Below are 18,680 nucleotides of genomic sequence, written 5' to 3'. Positions count from 1 at the left end.
TAACGACTAAGCTTCACCCAAGTCCGATCAATCTACGTCAATGGATCAATCGACTATGGGCGCTTTATGGCAAACCGATTCGAAGCAGGCTGCGCTGCCACCTGACAGCCCGGATCAACCGCCATTGCCACACAGCGCCCGCACGCGAACAGCGTGGTGGCGCCTGGTGTGGCTGGTGCTGTTGCTCGCCCTATGCGCGCTGGGCTGGGCCGCCAGCGTGGAAATGCGCACCTCGCGCCTGCAGGCCCGCTACCTGAGCCCGTTGGCCGCATCGCTCAGTTATCGCCTGGAACCCGGCGCCAGCGATGCCATCGTGTATCCCGGCGACGGCCCGTTCGACCGGCGCCTGGGCTACAGCGCGCTGAATGAATTCCTGCCGCGCCTGCTCAAGCGCAATTACTTGATCCAGGCACAAACGCGCTTCTCACCGGCCTTGATGGACTATGCCGAGCGCGGGCTGTTCGTGCCCTACGCAGAAAAAGTCCAGGCGGGCCTGAGCATCACCGATTGCCGCGCCGCGCCGCTGTACACCTTCACCTACCCGCAACAGCTCTACACCCGCTTTGCCGCAATCCCGCCGCTGGTGGTGCAAAGCCTGTTGTTCATTGAAGACCGCGACCTGCTCGACCCCACGCAACCGCTGGCCAACCCGTCGGTGGACTGGCCGCGCTTTGCCAAGGCCGCCTGGTCGCAAGTGGCCAAGCTCGTGCAATTGCCGGGGCAGACCGCCGGCGGCAGCACCCTGGCCACGCAGCTGGAAAAATATCGCCATTCGCCCGACGGCTTGACCGTGTCCGGCGGCGAGAAAATTCGCCAGATGCTGTCCGCCAGCGTCCGGGCCTACCAGGCCGGGCCGGACACCCTGGGCAGTCGGCAGAATATCGTGCGCGACTATCTCAACAGCGTGCCGTTGTCCGCCGTGCCGGGCCACGGCGAAGTGCATGGCTTGGCCGAAGGCCTGCGGGTCTGGTACGGCGCCGACTTCAACCAGGTCAATCAGGCCTTGAGCGACAGCGCGCAAGACCCGGCGAGCCTGGCCAGACGTGGCCTGGCCCTGCGCCAGGTGCTGTCGCTGATGATTGCCCAACGCCGGCCCTCCCACTACCTGACCAAAGGCCGCGAAGAACTGGCGCAATTGACCGACAGCCATCTGCGCCTGCTCGCGCAGAACCAGGTGATCCCCGCCACGTTGTCCGCCGCCGCCCTCGCCAGCTCGGTGACCTACCGCGACTGGCAGCAGCAGCCGACCGTCCAGCCAGTGGAAACCAACAAGGCCATCAACGTCGCCCGCAGCCGTCTCGCCAGCCTGCTCGACCGCTCGCTGTATGACCTCGACCGCCTCGACCTGTCGGCCACCAGCACCTTGCACTACGCGCTGCAAACCCAGGCCACCGACTACCTCAAGCACCTGGCCGACCCGACGTTCGCCGCGCAAATGGGCCTGCTCGGCCCGCGCCTGCTGACGCCACAAAGCACGCCGCAGGTGCGCTACAGCTTCACCCTCTACGAACTGACACCCGATGGCGCACGCGTGCGGGTGCAGACCGACAACACCGACCAGCCGTTCGACATCAACGAAGGCAGCAAGCTGGAACTGGGCTCCACCGCCAAACTGCGGGTGCTGACCACCTACCTGCAAATCATCACCGAGCTGCATGAACGCTATCAGGCACGCACGCCCGCCGAGCTGAAAAACGTCGAACTGCCCGAGCAGGATGTGCTCTCGCGCTGGGCGCTGAATTACCTGACCCAGCACAGCGACCGCGACCTGGCGAAGATGCTCGACGCCGCCCTCGACCGCACCTACTCGGCCAACCCCGGCGAGGCGTTTTTCACCGGCGGCGGCCTGCATCGCTTCCATAACTTTCGAAACGAAGACAACGGCCGCAACCCGACCTTGCGCGATGCCCTGCGCGAGTCGATCAACCTGCCGTTCATTCGCCTGATGCGCGACCTGGTGCGCTACACCACTTACTCTGGCGAAAACAACAGTGCGCGCCTGCTCAAGGACGACAACGACCCGCGCCGCCAGGAATACCTGGCCAAATTCGCCGACCATGAAGGCACCGCGTTCCTGCTCAAGTTCTGGAAAAAATACCGCCACAAAGACACCCAGGCCCGGCTCGACACTTTCATGGACAGCCTGCACCCCACCGCGATCCGCCTGGCCGCCGTCCACCGCTACCTGCTGCCCCAGGCCAGCCAGGAAAGTTTCAACGGCTTCGTGCGCTCGCACCTGAAAAACCTGAAAACCACCGATAAGCTCACCGACGAGCGCCTCGAACGGCTCTACCAGAGCTACGGCCCCGGCGCCTACGACCTGCCGGACCAGGGCTATATCGCCAAGGTGCATCCGCTGGACCTGTGGTTGCTGGGCTACCTGCTCAACCACCCCGAAGCGACCTTCGACGAGATCGTCAAAGCCAGTGAATTCGAGCGCCAAGAGGTCTACAGCTGGTTGTTCAAGAGCCGTCACCAGAGTGCGCGCGACAGCCGGATCCGCACCATGCTGGAGATCGAAGCGTTCCTCGATATCCACCAGCGCTGGCAGGCCGTGGGCTACCCGTTCGACCACCTGGTGCCGTCGCTGGCCACCGCCATCGGTAGCTCCGGCGACCGCCCCGCCGCTCTCGCGGAACTGATGGGGATCATCCTCAACGACGGCGTGCGCCTGCCCGTGTTGCGTATCGACAGCCTGCAATTCGCCCGCGGCACGCCCTACGAAACCCACGTCGCCAATGACCCGAACCGTGGCAAACGGGTGCTGCCCAGTGAAGTTGCCACGGCGTTGCGCGGCGCGCTGTCGCAAGTGGTCGACGCCGGCACCGCCAAGCGCGTGGCCGGCAGCTTCAAACTGGCCGACGGCACTGCGCTGGCGATGGGCGGCAAAACCGGTACCGGCGATAACCGCATCGAAGCCATGGGGGCCGGCGGGCGCATGCTCAGTTCCAAATCGATCAACCGCACCGCGACTTTCGTGTTCTACATCGGCGCCCATCACTTCGGCACCCTCACCGCGTTTGTGCCGGGGGTGTCGGCGCAGCACTTCACCTTCACCTCGGCCTTGCCGGTGCAGGTGCTCAAGGGCATGGCGCCGCTGCTCAACCCGCTGCTGCAACCGGGCGACCCGGCGTTGTGCCTGGCGAGCAAACACTGACGCGCGGCTGCACTACCTATCTGCCACCCCAGCGCGGCAGCGTTGAACACACTCCTGGATCACCCTTTGACAGGACCTGATCCGTGCCCGAATTACCGCAACCCAACAGCGCCTTCCACGGCGCCCACTACACACACATCCGCGACGCCCTGCCAGACTGGCTCACCCAGGCCACGCCGGGACGCCTCGGCGCACTGAAAGCCGCAGGCGTCAAACACCTGACCGCGCCAGCCCCGCTCAAAGCCGCCATTGCCGAGCATTGGCAACAACAAAACCGCCTGGACCAACGCCTCGCCGGCTTGAACGACGTGTACGCCTTCGCCGAACCCTTGCTCAAACACGCCCTGCGCGACTACGGCAACCTGGATGTACGCAACACCTACCTGCGCCTCTACGTCGACGCCAAGACAAGTGGGTGGAAGCTCAATGTGACCGGCGCCCAGGTGAGCAAGACCTTTTCGTTGCTCGATGCGGCGCTGTACAACTTCGCCGCCGACCAGACCTTTCTCGACTTCGCCTTCCTCGGTCCGACCGATGCGCGCGGGCAACGCGACGTGCTCTCGATCACCCACCGCCGCAGCGGCACGCGGCTCACCGCGCAACAGTTCAAAGACATTTGCCGCCAGCTGGATATCGGCGCGCAGTATCAACTCAAGCTCAGCCAGGCCCTCGGTTTCAAGAACCCGGCACTCGCCCGCACCCTGCACGGCGAAGTCACGGCACGCCACAAGGCCGCGCTGAAAAGCGCCGCGCACCTGGCCCTGGCCAAGGCCGACCTGAAGCCCGATGCCCATGCCGCGATGCTCAATCTGGTGGACGACCAGCCGACCCCGCGGCTCGACGGCGCCGCGCTCCAGGCCTACACCCTCAGCGTGATGAACATCGCCCTGGTGGGCATCGTGCTGTTTATCGCCGCGCCCAGCCCGCGGGTGATCGCCTACGTCGCCGAAGACCCCGCGCACCCGCTCAAGGAATACCCGTCGCCCCAGGCGTTCATGCAGGAACTGACCCGCCAATTGCGCGACAAGGCGCGCTACCAAGTGTTCTTCAGCCAGTTCGTGCCCCATGCCAAACGCGCGGCCTTTTTCGCCGGGATCAATGCACGCCTGAGCCACATCCAATGGCATCAGAAACAGCCCACCGACAGCGGGCCGAGCTGGCAAGACACGCCGATCAGCGATCCCAACCTGCACTTCAGCCTGCACGCCTGGCAGGACGACTATCGCCAGCGCCCGCCTTCGCCGGCCGCCGATACGCTGTGGGACTACCTGTTTCGCACCCAACTGAACAAAATCGTCAACGACGCACGCAACATCGCGCTGTCCACCGTCGACGTCGACCGCCGTGCCCGCTGGGCCTGGTGGGACAACCTGGAGCAGATGCTCGCCGACATCCTCAACGCGGCGTTGCTGGTGGTCACGCCCTTCGTGCCGGTACTCGGCGAATTGATGCTGGTCTACAGCGCGTACCAGGTCATGGACGAGGTGTTCGAAGGCATCGTCGATTGGAGCGAAGGCCTGCGCACCGAAGCCTGGGAACATGTGGAGGGGGTGGCCGACAGCGTGATCCAGTTCGCCCTGTTCGCGGCGGGCGCCAGCATCGGTCAGTTGGCGCGGCTCAAGCTCTCGCCGTTTGTCGAGGGCCTGGTGCCGGTGCAACGGGCCGACGGCTCACGGCGCTTGTGGAACCCGGATATCAGCGCGTTCGCCCAGCAAGACCTGATCCCCGAAGGCTCGACTCCCGCGCCCTCGGGCTTGCACACACACCAAGGCAAAACCCTGCTGGCGCTGGACGGCCATCACCTGGAGGTGCATTACGACCCGCTCAGCGACGTGCACCGCGTGGTCCACCCCGAACGCGCGGACGCCTACCGGCCGCGCCTGCAATTGAATGGCGACGGCGCCGTGACCCACGAGGGCGAACGCCCGCGCACCTGGGAGCGCCCGCGGCTGCTGCGGCGTCTCGGGCATCGGGTGCAACCGTTCAGTGACACCCAACTGGAACAGCTCAGGGTCGCCAGCGCCACCGAAGACGGCGCGTTGCGTCGTGTGTACGAGCACAACGAAGCGCTGCCGCCGCTCCTCGATGCCGGCCTCAAACGCCTCGAAGCGGCCGAATCGATCCAGGTCGCCAGTGACAGAATCCGTGCGGGGCAAGCCTTGAGCGCCGACCCCAGCTCGGATTGGTTCGAGCAAATGGTCACCGAACTCGATGGCTGGCCCCAGGACAAAGCGCTGCAAGTGTTCCTCAAGCCCGACCTGAGCGGCAGCTCGCACCGCTACGGCGCCGCGCAAGCCGGCCCCGCCGACACCTTGCGCATCAGCCTCGGCGACGTGCTGTCCGGGCACTTGCCGGAGCGGGTGCTGGGCTTTCTCGATGAAGCGGCGATCACCCTCCTGCTCGGCGCCGAAGTGCCGGAATCGCAGCGGGTACAAGCATTGCGCGATCTGCTGGCCAACTACGTACTGAGCCAGAACCGCGATATCGCCCCGGCGGTCTACCGCGCCCGCGAACAGAGCGACGCCCCCGGCATCATCGGCCTGCGCCGGGACCATCCCGACCTCGACCTGAGCCTGGCCCGCCGCCTGCTGGAGCGCGCCCGTCCCCACGAACGCGAGGCCTTGGCGAACGACCGGCATGCGCCCCTGCGCCTGCGCAATCAAGCCAGCGAATTGCAGCTGGCGGCTGACTCGGTGCATGCCTACGAAGGCTTTTATCCACCGGCCATGCCCAACCCGGCGACTGAACACCTGCTGCTCAAGAGCCTGCTGTTCAATACCGATGCGCTCACCGATCTGCACCTTGAAATCCGCGAAGCCACGGTCACGGGCTCCCTGCGCAGCCAGGCCGGTTCGGACACGGCTGCCACACGCCGGGTGCTGGTTCACACCCGCCTGGGCTATTCGGTCTACGACAATGCCGGCCAACCGTTACACCGCCCGGCCAGCCTGTATGAAGCCGTGTTGCTCGCACTGCCCAGCGAGCCACGCACCGCCCTGGGCTACCAACCCGGCGAGGGCGAAGACTTCAAGCACTGGCTGATGACCCACCTTGAACCCCTGGCCGAGCGACGCAAGGTCCTCGCCGGGCCCGACACCCACCGCGTCATGGAGCGGGAAACCGCGCAATTGCTCGGCGGCCCGCTGCTCAGCCGCTGCCGCCCCGCCCCGGCCGAGAACCACACGGCGTTTGCCAGGGACGTCCTGCAACGCCTGTTTCCGAGCCTCAGCGAGCAACGCCTGAACCGCTTTATCGAGGACATCCCCGCCGACCAATTGAGCAGCACCCTGAACGAACTGACCTTGCAGAAACACACCCTGAACACCCAGCTGCACACCTGGAAGCAATCGCCCACCCATCACCCCAAAGGCAGCGCCCAGGAACGGCAACAACTGGCCGCCCGCAGACGCCTGGCCCTCCAGCTGGAACAGTGCTGGGGCGAACGCTACGCCGAATACACCGACGATTGGGGCAGGACCCAATCCGGCGCGCGGGTCGATCTGGACGGCATGCCGTTACCCGAGTCGCTGCCCGCGCTGACCGTCAATTTTGAACATGTGACGTTCCTGAATCTGAGCCAGAGCAGCGTCGGGCAATCCCATTGCGGTTTGCTCAAACACTTCCCGGCGCTGCGCTCCCTGGACCTGAGCCACAACCACCTGACGAGCTTGCCGGTCGAACTGACGGCGCTGCGGCAGTTGCGCAACCTGAACCTGTCGAACAACCGCATGGTGCTGTTCCCAGAAGACGTGACGCGCCTGCGCAATCTGCGGCGCCTGCACATTGCGACTCTGGACCACAACCCCCTCACCGCCGCACCGGATATCACGCGCATGCCCAACCTGCGCCGCCTCGACTTGAACCACACGCAAATCCACCAATGGCCCATCGGCCTGTTCGCGCACGCCAGGAACGAGCTGTTCGACCTGAACCTGAGCGGCAACCCGATCACCACCCTGCCCGCACTGACCGCCGAGCCGACGGCCGCGCGCACCGTGGCGCGCACGCGGCTGGACCGCCACACGCTGAACGACGATCAGCGCGCCCTGTACGAACGCTACCGCACCGAGGCCGGGCTGGACCCGTATCGCACCTATGAACCGCAGGGCAACAGCGACCCGTGGCTGGTAGACGCCGATGCGGGCACCCGCGTGGTGCGCGAGCACCTGTGGGACGCCGTCGAAGACGAGCACGGCTCCCAAGGCTTTTTTGAGGTTATCAAGTACCTGGAGCCCCCCGAGTTCTTTGAAAACCCCCAAGACCGGCAGCGCCACGCCGCCAACCAGGCCGGGTTGACCCAGCGGGTCTGGCGCTTGATCAACGCCGCCCACGCCGACAGCGCCCTGCGCGAGCGCCTGTTCAAGCTGTCGAGCTTCCCCGGCTTGTGTGGCGATGGCGGCGCGCAAATTTTCAATGAAATGGGGATCGAGGTCATGGCCAGCGAAGCGCGGCGTTTTTCAACGACCTTGCCTGAACTCGAAGGCCGCCTGGTGACCCTGGCCAAGGGCGCGGCGCGGCTCAAGCAGCTCAATCAGGTGGCCCAGGAAGAAGTCGCCCGGCGTCTGCGACCCAAAGCGGCCGGCGGCGAAGGCCAGCGCCTGCGCTCAGAAGTGCTGAACGGCGAAGCGGGCGAGGTGGACGAAGTGGACATCCATTTGGCCTACCAGACCTCGTTGGCCAACGAGCTGGACCTGCCCTGGCTGTCGGACCATATGCTCTACCGCGACACCGCCGACGTCAGCGCGAGCCGTATCCAACAGGCGCGCATCAGCGTCATGGAGTTGGGCCGGGGCGATGGCCTGGTCAACCAGATGTTACTGGAGCCGTACTGGGAGACCTTCCTGCAGGAAACCTACGACAGCCTTTATCAACAGAATCTCACCGAATACACCGAGAAGTTCTACCGCCTGGACGACCTTCAAACCCTGCAGTCGCAATGGCATGCCGAACAGGAGCCGCAGCAGAAAGCCCGGCTCAGGGAACAGCTCAAGGCCCTGGCCGACGAACTGCACACGCAGGAAAGCGTGGTGTTCGCCGACACGCCGATCAGCGACGCGCTGTACAACCGCCTGCTCAATGACCTGGGCTACAACGAGAAGGAATGGATGCGCGGCCTGACACGCGAGGCGCTGAAAAAGGCGCACCTGCGCCGTAACCGCGAGCCTCTGCCCACACAGTGAGGCCAGTGCAGGCGCGAGCATGTTCGCGCCTGCCCTCGTTGCTCAGCGGGTATCGGCATCGGCCATCCAGCGACAGGTCTGGGACCGGCTGACCTGACGCCGATGGTCGGCCAGTATTGTCGCCGCCGTCGGGGTCATCCAGCGCGAAAATGACAGCGGCAGCTCGGTTTGCCGGGTCGCGTGGTGCTGCTCGGGGGTCTTCAGATACGCAGCGGTAAACAAGTCGTCCCGACCGACAGCCTGCTGATAGTACAGGTGGATATACCCCTCTGGCTGTCGGGTATGAACGTCCACGACCTGGCAGAACTGCACATAATCATCCGCAGCGTCGTCCACCCGATACCGCCCCGGCCGGTTGACCAACTGCACCTCATGGCCCGCCAGGAGCGCGTGGACCCCGGCCTGGACCGGTGCGCGTGCCTTGATCACCGCGATCCTGGCATGCACCCCCTGTTCATACAAACGGGCCGCCGCCGCGCGCCAATCCGCTTCAATGCGTTGCGCCGTGCTGCGGTGCTTCACCGGCCAGCGGGCAGCGCTCGCTTGCGCCAACTTGCGACGCATCGCTTCGGCGCACTCAAGCAAGAAAAACGCCGGCACCGCGAGCACGTCTTGCAGCGAATGAGCCCTTTTGGCCGTGGGGACCATCCTCAACACCTGGGCGATCATGCGCTCGACACCGGCCACCGTTTGCTTGCCGTGCTCGATCATCTCAACCAAGGTGCCGGCCCTTGCACAGCCGAGCGTGGCGGGTGCTCGCTCCAGCGGGTCCCACAAACCATCGGCCGCCTGTTTGAAGGAGGCAATCAACTCATCCGCGCGGTCATGCACTTGAGCGATGCGCGCGGGCTGTGCGTGAGTCGGCTCAAGGATACGCCCCCGATAAACGTCGCCGCCGCGGGTACGAATCAGGCTGTTGCGCGGCGCGCCGACAGCTGCAGCCGGGGCGTTGTCCGTCAGCGCCTCCAGCAGATTTTTTTCGGCGGTGGCGTGCAACTCGTCGATCAAGGTTTGAAGCTCATGCAGGGAGTCCAGATCAAACGCTTGCGGCGTAATGGCCCTGCAAAACGCCAACCGGTCGGCGGTATCGCCATACAACTGCAGCACGCTGTCGAACAACTCGATCCGCTCGGCTTGCGTCAGCGCCATGAATCCTGCATGGGACTGACTCGCGCACGCGACGCGCTGAAGGGTCTGTGCCAGCATCCCGGCAAACATCGCGTCGTTTCCCGAATCCTCGGCGCGCCAGGCCGCCTGCCACAAACGCCGGACCTGCTGCGCCTGCAGTGCCAGCACCGAGGCTGGCGCAACGGCCAGCGTGAGGGCCTGGCCCTTATCGGCGCCACAGCCGATGACTGCCGTCAACTCATCGAGGTGACGGGTTTCCAGTTCACGCCAGTGAATCGCCCCATTGTAGGCGGCCAAGCGGTTGCGCCGGTTCTCGCTCACTTGCTCTTGCGACATCGACGCCAGCGAGGTATCGAGTGACGCGATGTAGCGTGCTTCCAGACTACCGAGGGTGCGTGCCGTGCCCACCAGAGACTCAAGCAGCGCACAGACTTGCACCTCATAGCCCAGGCGCGGTGCCAGGGCGCGCAGCTGCCGGAGCGCGTGTAATTGCTGGGACAGCGCCTTCAACTTGACCTGCAAGATCTGGTGGTATTGCTCACGCACCTGGTTAGCGGCTGCATCTGCAAGGTTGTCGACAATGCTGTCCACCAGACTCGACAGCACGCTCACTCGGCTCTCAGCCTCGGCACGTGTGCTGTCGGCGCCATCGTAGAGCGCTTGCCACTCTTCAAGACGCAGATTCGTCTGTAGCCGAGCCTGCTGAATGAGCGCCTTCACACGGAGAACGGAGCCCCATTTATCCGGCTGCTTGAACTGCTTGGGCGCTGGGATACGGGTCAACTCCAACGGATTTTGCACCCTCTGCGGCGTCGCAAACATCAACGCTGACAGGTCCAGTTGCAACTGCACGTTGGCCGGCGAAACCCGCTGCGCGAGCACCCACGCCAGGTTGCCAAGCACGTCGACACCCGTGGTAGCCCCGACATCCTGGCGCACAGTGTCCATCAACTGCCCCAGCCACCCGGTCAGCGTGTGCACGCCCTGCACCAGTGGCATCAGCCCATCGGTCAGCGACCAGCCTGCCGCTTTGAAGCAGGCCCAGTGCCGTGCATCACCACCCGATACGGGCCATTCACTCAAGGTTTCCAGCGCCAGATAGAACGCCTCGCGCAGGGAATGCACCGACTCGAGGTCCTCGCTCACCTCCACCTCCACCGCCAGCGCCGCGTTGTCATCGACCGGCAGGGCGCTGAGCAGCGGCTCGAACACCGCTCGGTGACTCGTCGGCAGCCATGCCAGGACACTGTCGCGCAAGGCACCAGGCGCCTTGATCGCTGTGTGCAGATCCTCCAGCGAGGCAAATTCCTGTACGACCGGATTCAACAGCGGTCGATACAACAGGCACGCGCCCGGTGGCGCCTGCCGGGGCATCAACAGGTGCATGTGCTGCACAACGGCCGTCTGCCCTTGAGGCATGGCCTTGAGCGTCAGCGGCAACAGACGGGAGGATGCCCGCAGCCCCGCGGCACGTTCGCTAATGAGGCGATAGCCCTGCTGGGTCAGCCCGTGCAGCCCCTGGATTTTGTATGCCATTGCCAGCATCTTCAGCTGTGACAGCACCTGATCGCCGGCCAGGTCCCGGTCCCAGTCTTTGGCGGCGTTGCCCTTGGCCAACCGTTGCCTCAGAACCGCGCCGTAAGTCTTGGCGATATCGGCTTTGGCCAGCCAGTCTCTGAGCAAGGGCTCGGTCAGCCAGGCGGGTGCGGGGGCGCCTTTGAGCGTGATAGTGATGGGGCTCGGCGTGAACCCGCCCAGGGTTTCCAGCGCCCATTCGGTCAGGGTCAACTCAAGGGGCGCAGCGCTCGGCGGGCCGAACACCCCATGGATATCCAGGACCTTGAGCTCGACCGCGCGTGGCTCGTTGTCCAGACAGTCTTGCAACGCTGTTTCGGCAAACGCCGCCAGAGACGGGACTTCGGGGAAAAACCGCTTGCCCGCGCCCTGGTTCAAGTGGCGCACCTGCTCGACCAGCAGACGCCCATATTGAAGTCGATCAGTTTGCGCAGCGTTGAACAGCCACGCCGGGATGGCCTCGTGAACGCCTTGTCCGAACGCTGTCAGGGGGGACACAAACCAGCGACGCGTATCGGTGATGGCATTGAGCAGCGCCTGATACTGTTGCGCGGTTCTACGCACCGTGGGGTCGATGGCGGCAATTTCACTCAACTGGCGTGCCAGGTAACCGCTTGCCAGCGATTCAGGGGCCAGGCCTGCGTGCTCAACGACAAACCACTCACCTGCCGGTTCATCCAACAACGGGCTCAGGTGATCGGCCAGCAACGGCCCGATATCGTCCAACTGGTCGATCAACTGCACGCCCATCGCTGGGCTGTAGAGTGCCATGTCCGTGGAATGCGTTGCCTGGAGCAAGCACAGGGGCAGGATTTCGCCCGAATCGTCGTCTCCCGCGTCCTCGCGGCGCAGGTGAACCGTAGAGACACGCAACGGACCGGCCGGAGCGGCCAGCTCCCCGCCGGGGTTGGTGAAAGACAGCGAAAAGAACGTATCAAGATGGCGCTGGCTCATGCCAGGCTGCCTGGGCGTATCGCTGACGACGCCCATCAACGCCTCGACCAGCGGCCACCAGCGCGTTTTCCACCAGGCCTGCAACTGCTCCCGGTAAGACGCCAACAACAGCGCGCCGCGCTCATTGACCAGCACTTCACACTCGAACAGATCCAGTGTGCTCGGCTCATAGTCATCCCCCACCCGCTGGACACTCTCATGGTGGCCCGGCACGTAGAGCACCGGTTCACCATTGACCAGCCGCGCCACCAGTGCGTCCGCCAACGCGGTGTAGTCATACGTCGCGGTCTGGCTCGCCAGCGGCGTGCGCAGGTAAAGCTGCTCGACGGCCAGTGTACGCGCCGCGAAGTGCTCGTCCAGATGGGCCTGGGCACTGGCCTGGGCCACCGCCCGCAGGGACGGTGGATCGGCGAACAGGGCGTGGATCGTATCGATGTGAGTCTGACGCAGCAGCGCCGTGGGATTGGCTTGTGTCACAAAACTAGCTCCTTGCCTGGTGAGTCGACGACTCACCCAAGCCTGGGAAACTAGTTCCGCAGCCATGGGCAACGGCGGTAGACAGTTAGTCCCGGATCACCGTGACGTGTGGTTTATGCGCACCGGCTTCACTCGTCCTCGATACGGCGCGCCGCTCATGGGCACCACGCGCAAGGCGTCAAGCCCCAGTTTCGGTGGGTTGCAGGTGACTTTGAGCGCAATGTTGTCGCGGCCGTTGAACAACACCGGCGGCGAGGTAAGCGTCCACCGCGCTCAGGGTTTCAGTCACCGGGTTTGAACGCATGGTTTGCTCGCGCCGGCAACACAGGCCTTGCAGCCAATCCGGGATAAACGGTGTGGGCAAGATTCGCTCTGAGCCGAACGGCAATTCGCGCTTTCCCCCTGCCGCATGCCGACAGGGGGCGCCAGGCCTACTGGACGTGCGTGAGCTTGAGCACCTGATCAAGGGCGCTGAGCAGTCGCTCGAACACGGTAAAACGCTCGTCCTTCAGTTCTGCCCAGCGCTCGATGAAGAAGCGGCCTTGATCGTCGATCTGGATCGGCGTGGAGAGGATCTCGCCACTGCGCGAGTGATGCACCAGGTTCACTTCGTGGGGTGAAAGCTGCTCGACCATGAACTGCCCCGGTCGCGTCAAGCGTGAACGATCGGCGGGCACATAGGCGGGAGGAGGACGCTTGCCAGGGATGCCGACACTCAAGGTGAAGTCGCTGCGGATCGCCGTCAGCCGGTTGGGGTACAACGACGAGCCGTAGGCCACTGTCCACTCCAGCCCTGAACGCAACTCGGTGGTCGTGCCCGTCGGTACATCGAACGTCCGCAGGCTGATCGCGCCTTGCGTTTGGGCCACCCCGGCAATCCCTTCGACCGGAAACACATGGCCGTTCCCCATGTGCGCCACCCACTTGTGCGCGCCCTGGGCGACCTGGTCTTGACGGATGACCTCGCTGGCGAAGAAGTTGAACATCGACGTCCGCGACGTGCTCGGTTCGCTCATGCCCTTGGTGTAGTAGCTCGATACGCAATCCAATGCGCGGATGCGCAGGCCGTGTTTGCCCGCCACTTCCACCACGCTGGTGTAGGTGTGCGGCCCCTGGTACTCGATCATGTGGCCACGGTCTAAGGTCCACAGGTGGTCTTTGAGCGGTTTGGCCAACACCCCGGTTTGATGGAAGGCATCCAGGTGCGCCTGGTGCAGGTCGGTGAACAGGTGCTCCATGTACAGGGTTTTGACCCCCTGCGCCTTGAGTACGCTCATCTGATCGATCAGCAGGGCTTTGCTCGATTGCTCGGCGTGGCTCTCGCAGATGATCAGCCCTGGGGCGTGTTGGTAGCTGCGCTCGATAAAGTCGGCGGGCGTGGTGCTCGCCGGCAGGTCCGGCAAGGTGGGCCGGGGTGGCAGTTCATGGGTTTTGAAGAACTCCTGCGCGCGCTTATTCAGACGGTCGCGGGTTTTCCGGAAGGCGTTTTCGGCGGCGGCGATTTTCGGGTTGAGCGAGCCGTAACGGGTGTCGAACGGATGTGGGTCCTTGCCCATTTGGTGCAGTTCGTGGGTGAACCGTGGGTCGATATCGAAGTCGCTGAAGGTGTTAGCCGCGCGGGGTGCGCTGATGAACGCAGGGGGCGCGCTGTAGGAGGTTTGCAGAGTCAGCTTGAAATCGGCTTTGGCCAACGGGTCGTCGGCGATCGAGCCGGGCACGTCGTTCCAGATGCCTACCGGCTGGCCGGCAGCGACGTCTTCGACGCGCACACTCAGGGTCTTTTGCAGGTCCGCCAACCCTGGGGTTTGTGTGTGCGTGTTGAGGCGGCGGCTGTCGACCAGCGCGACCCAACCTTCGCTGGGTTTTTCGGCGAGGTCGGTCTCGATCAGTTTGTGGGAATAGAAATTGCGCTGGGCGTTGGGTCGCGGGCTGACCATCGCACCGTTGCTCAGGTTGAAGGCTTTGTCCACCTCGTAGCCGGTGGACGCGTCCAGCGCACAGACGGCGATTTTTTCGCGGCGTGCCGCCAGGATCAGGGCGCGATAGGAGTGCGGCGAGTCTTTGGCAATCCCCAGGGCTGTCTCGATTTTTTTCAGATAGTCGCCGATGTGCCTGTAGCTGCCGCCGGCGTTGAACTTGTCCAGTTTGGCCCGGAACAAGTCGCCCGGCAGGTATTCGATATACAGGCGCCGCACGCCCTGCTCGTAGAGGGTGGGCATGTTGTCGATCAGCAGCTGTCTGGCGGCGAGCGAGCCAGGCACCGCGCCCAGCACCAAGCCTTGGTTTTCCTTGAAGGCACTTTCCAGGATATGCCGATGGCTCGCGTTCACTTGCAAGGCCAGCACATCGGCCCTGGGGACGATGGGTTTGAGCTGGGCGAAGAAGGTGTCGGCGTCGCTGCGCAACTGCAGGTATGCCTTTAAATACGGAGCCCGTAGCGGGCTCATTTCATAGGTCAGCAGGCTGTCGCGTGTGCCCTCGCCCAACAACTGATCGACACTGGAGCGTTGCCCAAACTCCAATGTCATCAGGGTTTCGTAGTCCTTGGCCTGTTCGATCGGCACTTCATAGCGCTGCAACGCGTGGGGTGTCGGCAGCGCACGTTTCGGCGCGCCGCCGGTGAGGCCCGAGCGCACCCAGCGCCCCTCGACCGTCTGGTTGACCAGGCGCGCAGTCGACAACAGTTTGCCGCTTACCGGGTCTTGGCGAAACAGCATATAGCGACCCAAGGCATCAGGTTGCTTGGGCGCCCATAACGGCCGGCCTTCGAATAGTACGGCCTGCATAGCGGCGGGCGCGGGGGTCGGTGGCTGCAGTTGTTTGATCAGCGCCATGGCCTCGCGCGGCGCGGCTGGGCGCATGAGGTGGCGCATCGGCCGCACCAGCGGGCCGATGGACTTGAGTGCCGGGCGCAGGTCGGTGAACACCGCGCCAAGGCTGTTGCTCAGGTAGCCGACGAAGTGTTGCAGCGCGGCGTCGGTGTCGCCCTGGTTGTAGGCGTGCAGGGCGAGCATGCCGTCCTTGAGCGCCAGCAGCAGGCCCAGGCTCAGGCTCAACATCGGGAACGGCGCGGTCGCAATCGCGATCAGCGGTTCGAGGCAACGCCAGACCAGGCCAATGATCATGTCGGTGCGATTGACCGTGGTGGCGGCCACGTCGTCGATCTTGCGTTGCAGCTTCATGTCGTGCAGCAGGTGACGCAGGTCGAGCACGGGCGGCACGCGCTCGATCGTGTCGTAGCGCGCCAGGCTCAGGTCGGTGCTGTTGAGGTCCGCGGGCAGGCCGGCCTGGGCGGTTTGCAGAAAATGCCGCACGCGCACCTGAGACTGCACCGCGACGCGGGTGCAGAAGTAGTCGAGCATGCCGTCGACTTTTTTCAGCAGGTAGTTGAACTGCCTGGCTTCACGGAAGAACACGCCGTCCGGGGCCTGCGGTGTATAGAGCAACACCGGGTTCGCGGCGTGGCTGAACAGCAGGGTGTCGATCACCCAGTCGCCGTCGATCATCAGGCGATGCACGCGGTAGGTGCTGCGCGTCTCGACCGAGGTGTCGTCCAGGCTCTGGACGGCGCGCTCGAACCAGTCCAGATCGGCCTGGACGATATGGCCTTTGAGGCGCGACTCCAGCGCCGCGTTGCGCAACTGCAACTGGTTGATGGCCAGCGTTGCATCGCGGCGCAGGGCGTAACCGGGGCTGGTGGGGTTTTGCAGTTTGGCCTGGACTTCATTGGCGTAGCGCTGGCCGATCCACACGCCGCGCACTGACAGCCCGACATTGCGCGGCGTGAGCTTGCTCAGGTCGACCCCGGCCGGGCCCATGAAGGTGGCGACGGTTTCGAACTTCGCGTCGAGAAACCCCAGCGACTCCTCATAACCATCGCGATACAGCCGGGTATAAGTCACGGACGCGGGGCGCGTTAACGCCGGGAAGTTTTTGGGGTAATGCATCCACACCGTATCGGGGTCGACATCGTTTTGCCGCTGGCGGCCAAGCAGGGTATTGAGCTGTACCTTGGCCTGGGCATGCAGGAACCGCTCGAAGGTGATGAAGCTGGCGTCGGACAACGGGTGCTGCGCGTAGGTGTTGGCGGCGCCTTCGGCCTGCTCGGCCAACAGCGTCAATTGTCGGCGCTGGGCCTCGCTGGCCGCGCGGTACCATGTTGGGGTGCCCCAGTGGTAATCGTCGGTCTGCACCGCCAGCAGCTGGCCGCGCAAGGTCTTGAGGCAGTCGGCGTGGCTGCTCGCCTCGCTGAAGGTGACGTGACGGTATTCCTGGTGTGCCGGGATAAAGCCCAGGCCGGTCATGAAGGTGTTCAGGCCCGCACGGGACTTGAGGGGTACTTGCTCCAGCAGATACGCGCGCATGGCGTCGTCTGCACACCACGCGAGGAGGTGGGCCTGGCACAGCACTTCTGAGTCGAAACCATGAAACTGCTGGGCCTGGGGCGCTTCGGGGGTACACAGCAGCAAGCGCGTGAGGCCGCCCTGCTCGTCGCTTTCGCGCAGCAGCCAGAGGTCTTTGAGCACGTAGCCATTGAGCGCAACGCTGCTCGCGCGCAGTTGCGCGTCGGTGCCGCGACGCAGGCGGGTGAAGCGTTGATAGTCGGCCGCGGTGATGTGGCGTTGCAGCTTAGCGGTGTAGGCCAGGGCGTTGAGGCGGCGGTCGAGCAACTGTTCGATGGCGGCATGGATCTCGGGTTTGGCGTAGTACTCGCGGCGCACGGTTTCAAACGCCACACGCGGCTTGAGGGTGTCGAGCAGGCCGACCAGATAGTCGGCGGTCAAGTCTTGATAAGCCTCGGGCAGCGGCGCGTCGGCATAGGTGAAGGAGGTATTGAGCAAAAACGTCGACCCGGCCAGTTCGTCGCCGCTGTGCAGGCCGCGCAGCGCCAGCTCGGTCAGGCTGTGTTTTTGTTCGTAGGTGCCGACCCTGGCCACGCTGCGACGCGTGCGCACGTGCAGGCGGTCGGGGTCAAGGTCGTTGATTTCCAGGTCAGTGGCCAGTTGTTCGAGCAACTGATAGCGCGCCAGGGTCTGCGGCGAGGCGGCATGGCCGAACAGGTTCAGCAGGGTTTGCCGGGCCTCGTCGTACTCGGCCAGGTGCCGCGCCAGAGCCTCGCGTTGGTGGCTGGGGGCGTTGCGGTACCAGGCCGGGGCGCTGTGTTCCAGGCAGCGGTCCAGCAGGCGTTGGGCGCGCAATTCCAGGCGCTGACTGAAGTCGGGCAACGCGGCGCGTATCGCAGCGTCCAGCTCGGCAAGCAGGTGTTGGGCGCTGGGGCCGGGGTTGCTCAGGGCCCAGTCGATATCCAGCGCGCGCTTGGCCAGCCGGGCGTCGTAGGTGTGTTCGCACAGCGGTTCGCCATCGATGGACGTCAACAGCAGAGGCCAGACGCCCATGGCGGACAGCCCCTGGTATTGGCGCGGCAGCAGGGTCATGAACTCCTTGCGCCAACTGCCGACCGCCATTGCTTCGCGCAGTTGGCTGTTCATCTCGGCCAGCGTGCCGAACGACTCAAAGCCACGGGCTGGGGTAAACAGCACCACGTAGCCGACGTCCTCCGCAGCGGTCAACTGCGTGACCACGGGGGTGTTTTTTTCGGTCAGCACAAAGGCCCCGGCGAATTCGATCGTCTGCGTTTGGTAGGTGAAGGTCAGCGCATAGATGCCCGGTCGAAAGCTCGGCCCCAGTCCCAGGTTCTGCACCAGCCGGGCTTCTTCACGATGCAGCAGATAGTCCTGAATGTTGAGCCTGGCTTCCAGTTCCAACGCAACCAGGCCCGCGTCGTTGGCCATGAACGTGCGCAGGCTTTTGCTGCCCAGCACACCGACTTCGTCCAGCTTCTGCAACTGCGGGGTGAGGTCGCGTTTGAGCGTCGCCAGCCGTCGCTTGCCCTCGTCACTCTGCAGGTCGACCTGGGCCACATCGGCGTACAGCGCACGATTTTCTTCAACATGCGCTTGCGTGTATGCCTTGAGCGTCTGGTTGAGTTTTTCCAACTGCTGCAACTCGATGGGGAGCGGCCGTTTGGACAGCAAAGGGGTGTCGGTTTCGAGCAACTGGTGACCGATCTGATGCAGATAGCCCCGTATTTCCAAGGAGGTCGGCGAGTAAGGGGGAGAAATCAATGTGCTCATCGCACTGGCTCCATGCACATGGGAAGGGCTATCAGCATGCTGGGCGCATCACGCGAGGCGGTGGTAGTTAAGTAG

The 18,680-nt window shown here is 64.3% G+C and carries 4 protein-coding genes; 2 read left to right on the top strand and 2 right to left on the bottom strand.

All coding sequences use genetic code 11. The annotated features are described in order from the left end of the window. Window positions 1-55: 55 nt before the first annotated feature. Both BMZ57_RS08080 and BMZ57_RS08075 read left to right on the top strand, forming a co-directional pair. The gene (locus BMZ57_RS08080; RefSeq protein ID WP_069672365.1) at window positions 56-3,157 is read left to right on the top strand and encodes a transglycosylase domain-containing protein; all 3,102 of its coding nucleotides are present in this window, start codon (window positions 56-58) and stop codon (window positions 3,155-3,157) included. Between the two features lie 83 nt (window positions 3,158-3,240). Beyond that, complete coding sequence (locus BMZ57_RS08075; RefSeq protein ID WP_069672366.1) at window positions 3,241-8,337, top strand: dermonecrotic toxin domain-containing protein; 5,097 nt, start codon at window positions 3,241-3,243, stop codon at window positions 8,335-8,337. Between the two features lie 42 nt (window positions 8,338-8,379). Here the strand turns inward: BMZ57_RS08075 and BMZ57_RS08070 are convergent, their stop codons facing one another. Next, window positions 8,380-12,471: a hypothetical protein gene (locus tag BMZ57_RS08070; protein ID WP_069672367.1), complete on the bottom strand. Its 4,092-nt coding sequence runs from the start codon at window positions 12,469-12,471 to the stop codon at window positions 8,380-8,382. Window positions 12,472-12,902: 431 nt separating this feature from the next. Beyond that, the gene (locus BMZ57_RS08065) at window positions 12,903-18,605 is read right to left on the bottom strand and encodes a membrane-targeted effector domain-containing toxin (protein WP_069672368.1); all 5,703 of its coding nucleotides are present in this window, start codon (window positions 18,603-18,605) and stop codon (window positions 12,903-12,905) included. Window positions 18,606-18,680 lie beyond the last annotated feature (75 nt).

The sequence above is a fragment of the Pseudomonas simiae genome (genome assembly GCF_900111895.1).
Classification (GTDB): Bacteria; Pseudomonadota; Gammaproteobacteria; order Pseudomonadales; family Pseudomonadaceae; genus Aquipseudomonas; species Aquipseudomonas simiae.
This window is presented reverse-complemented; position numbering and strand designations above follow the sequence as displayed.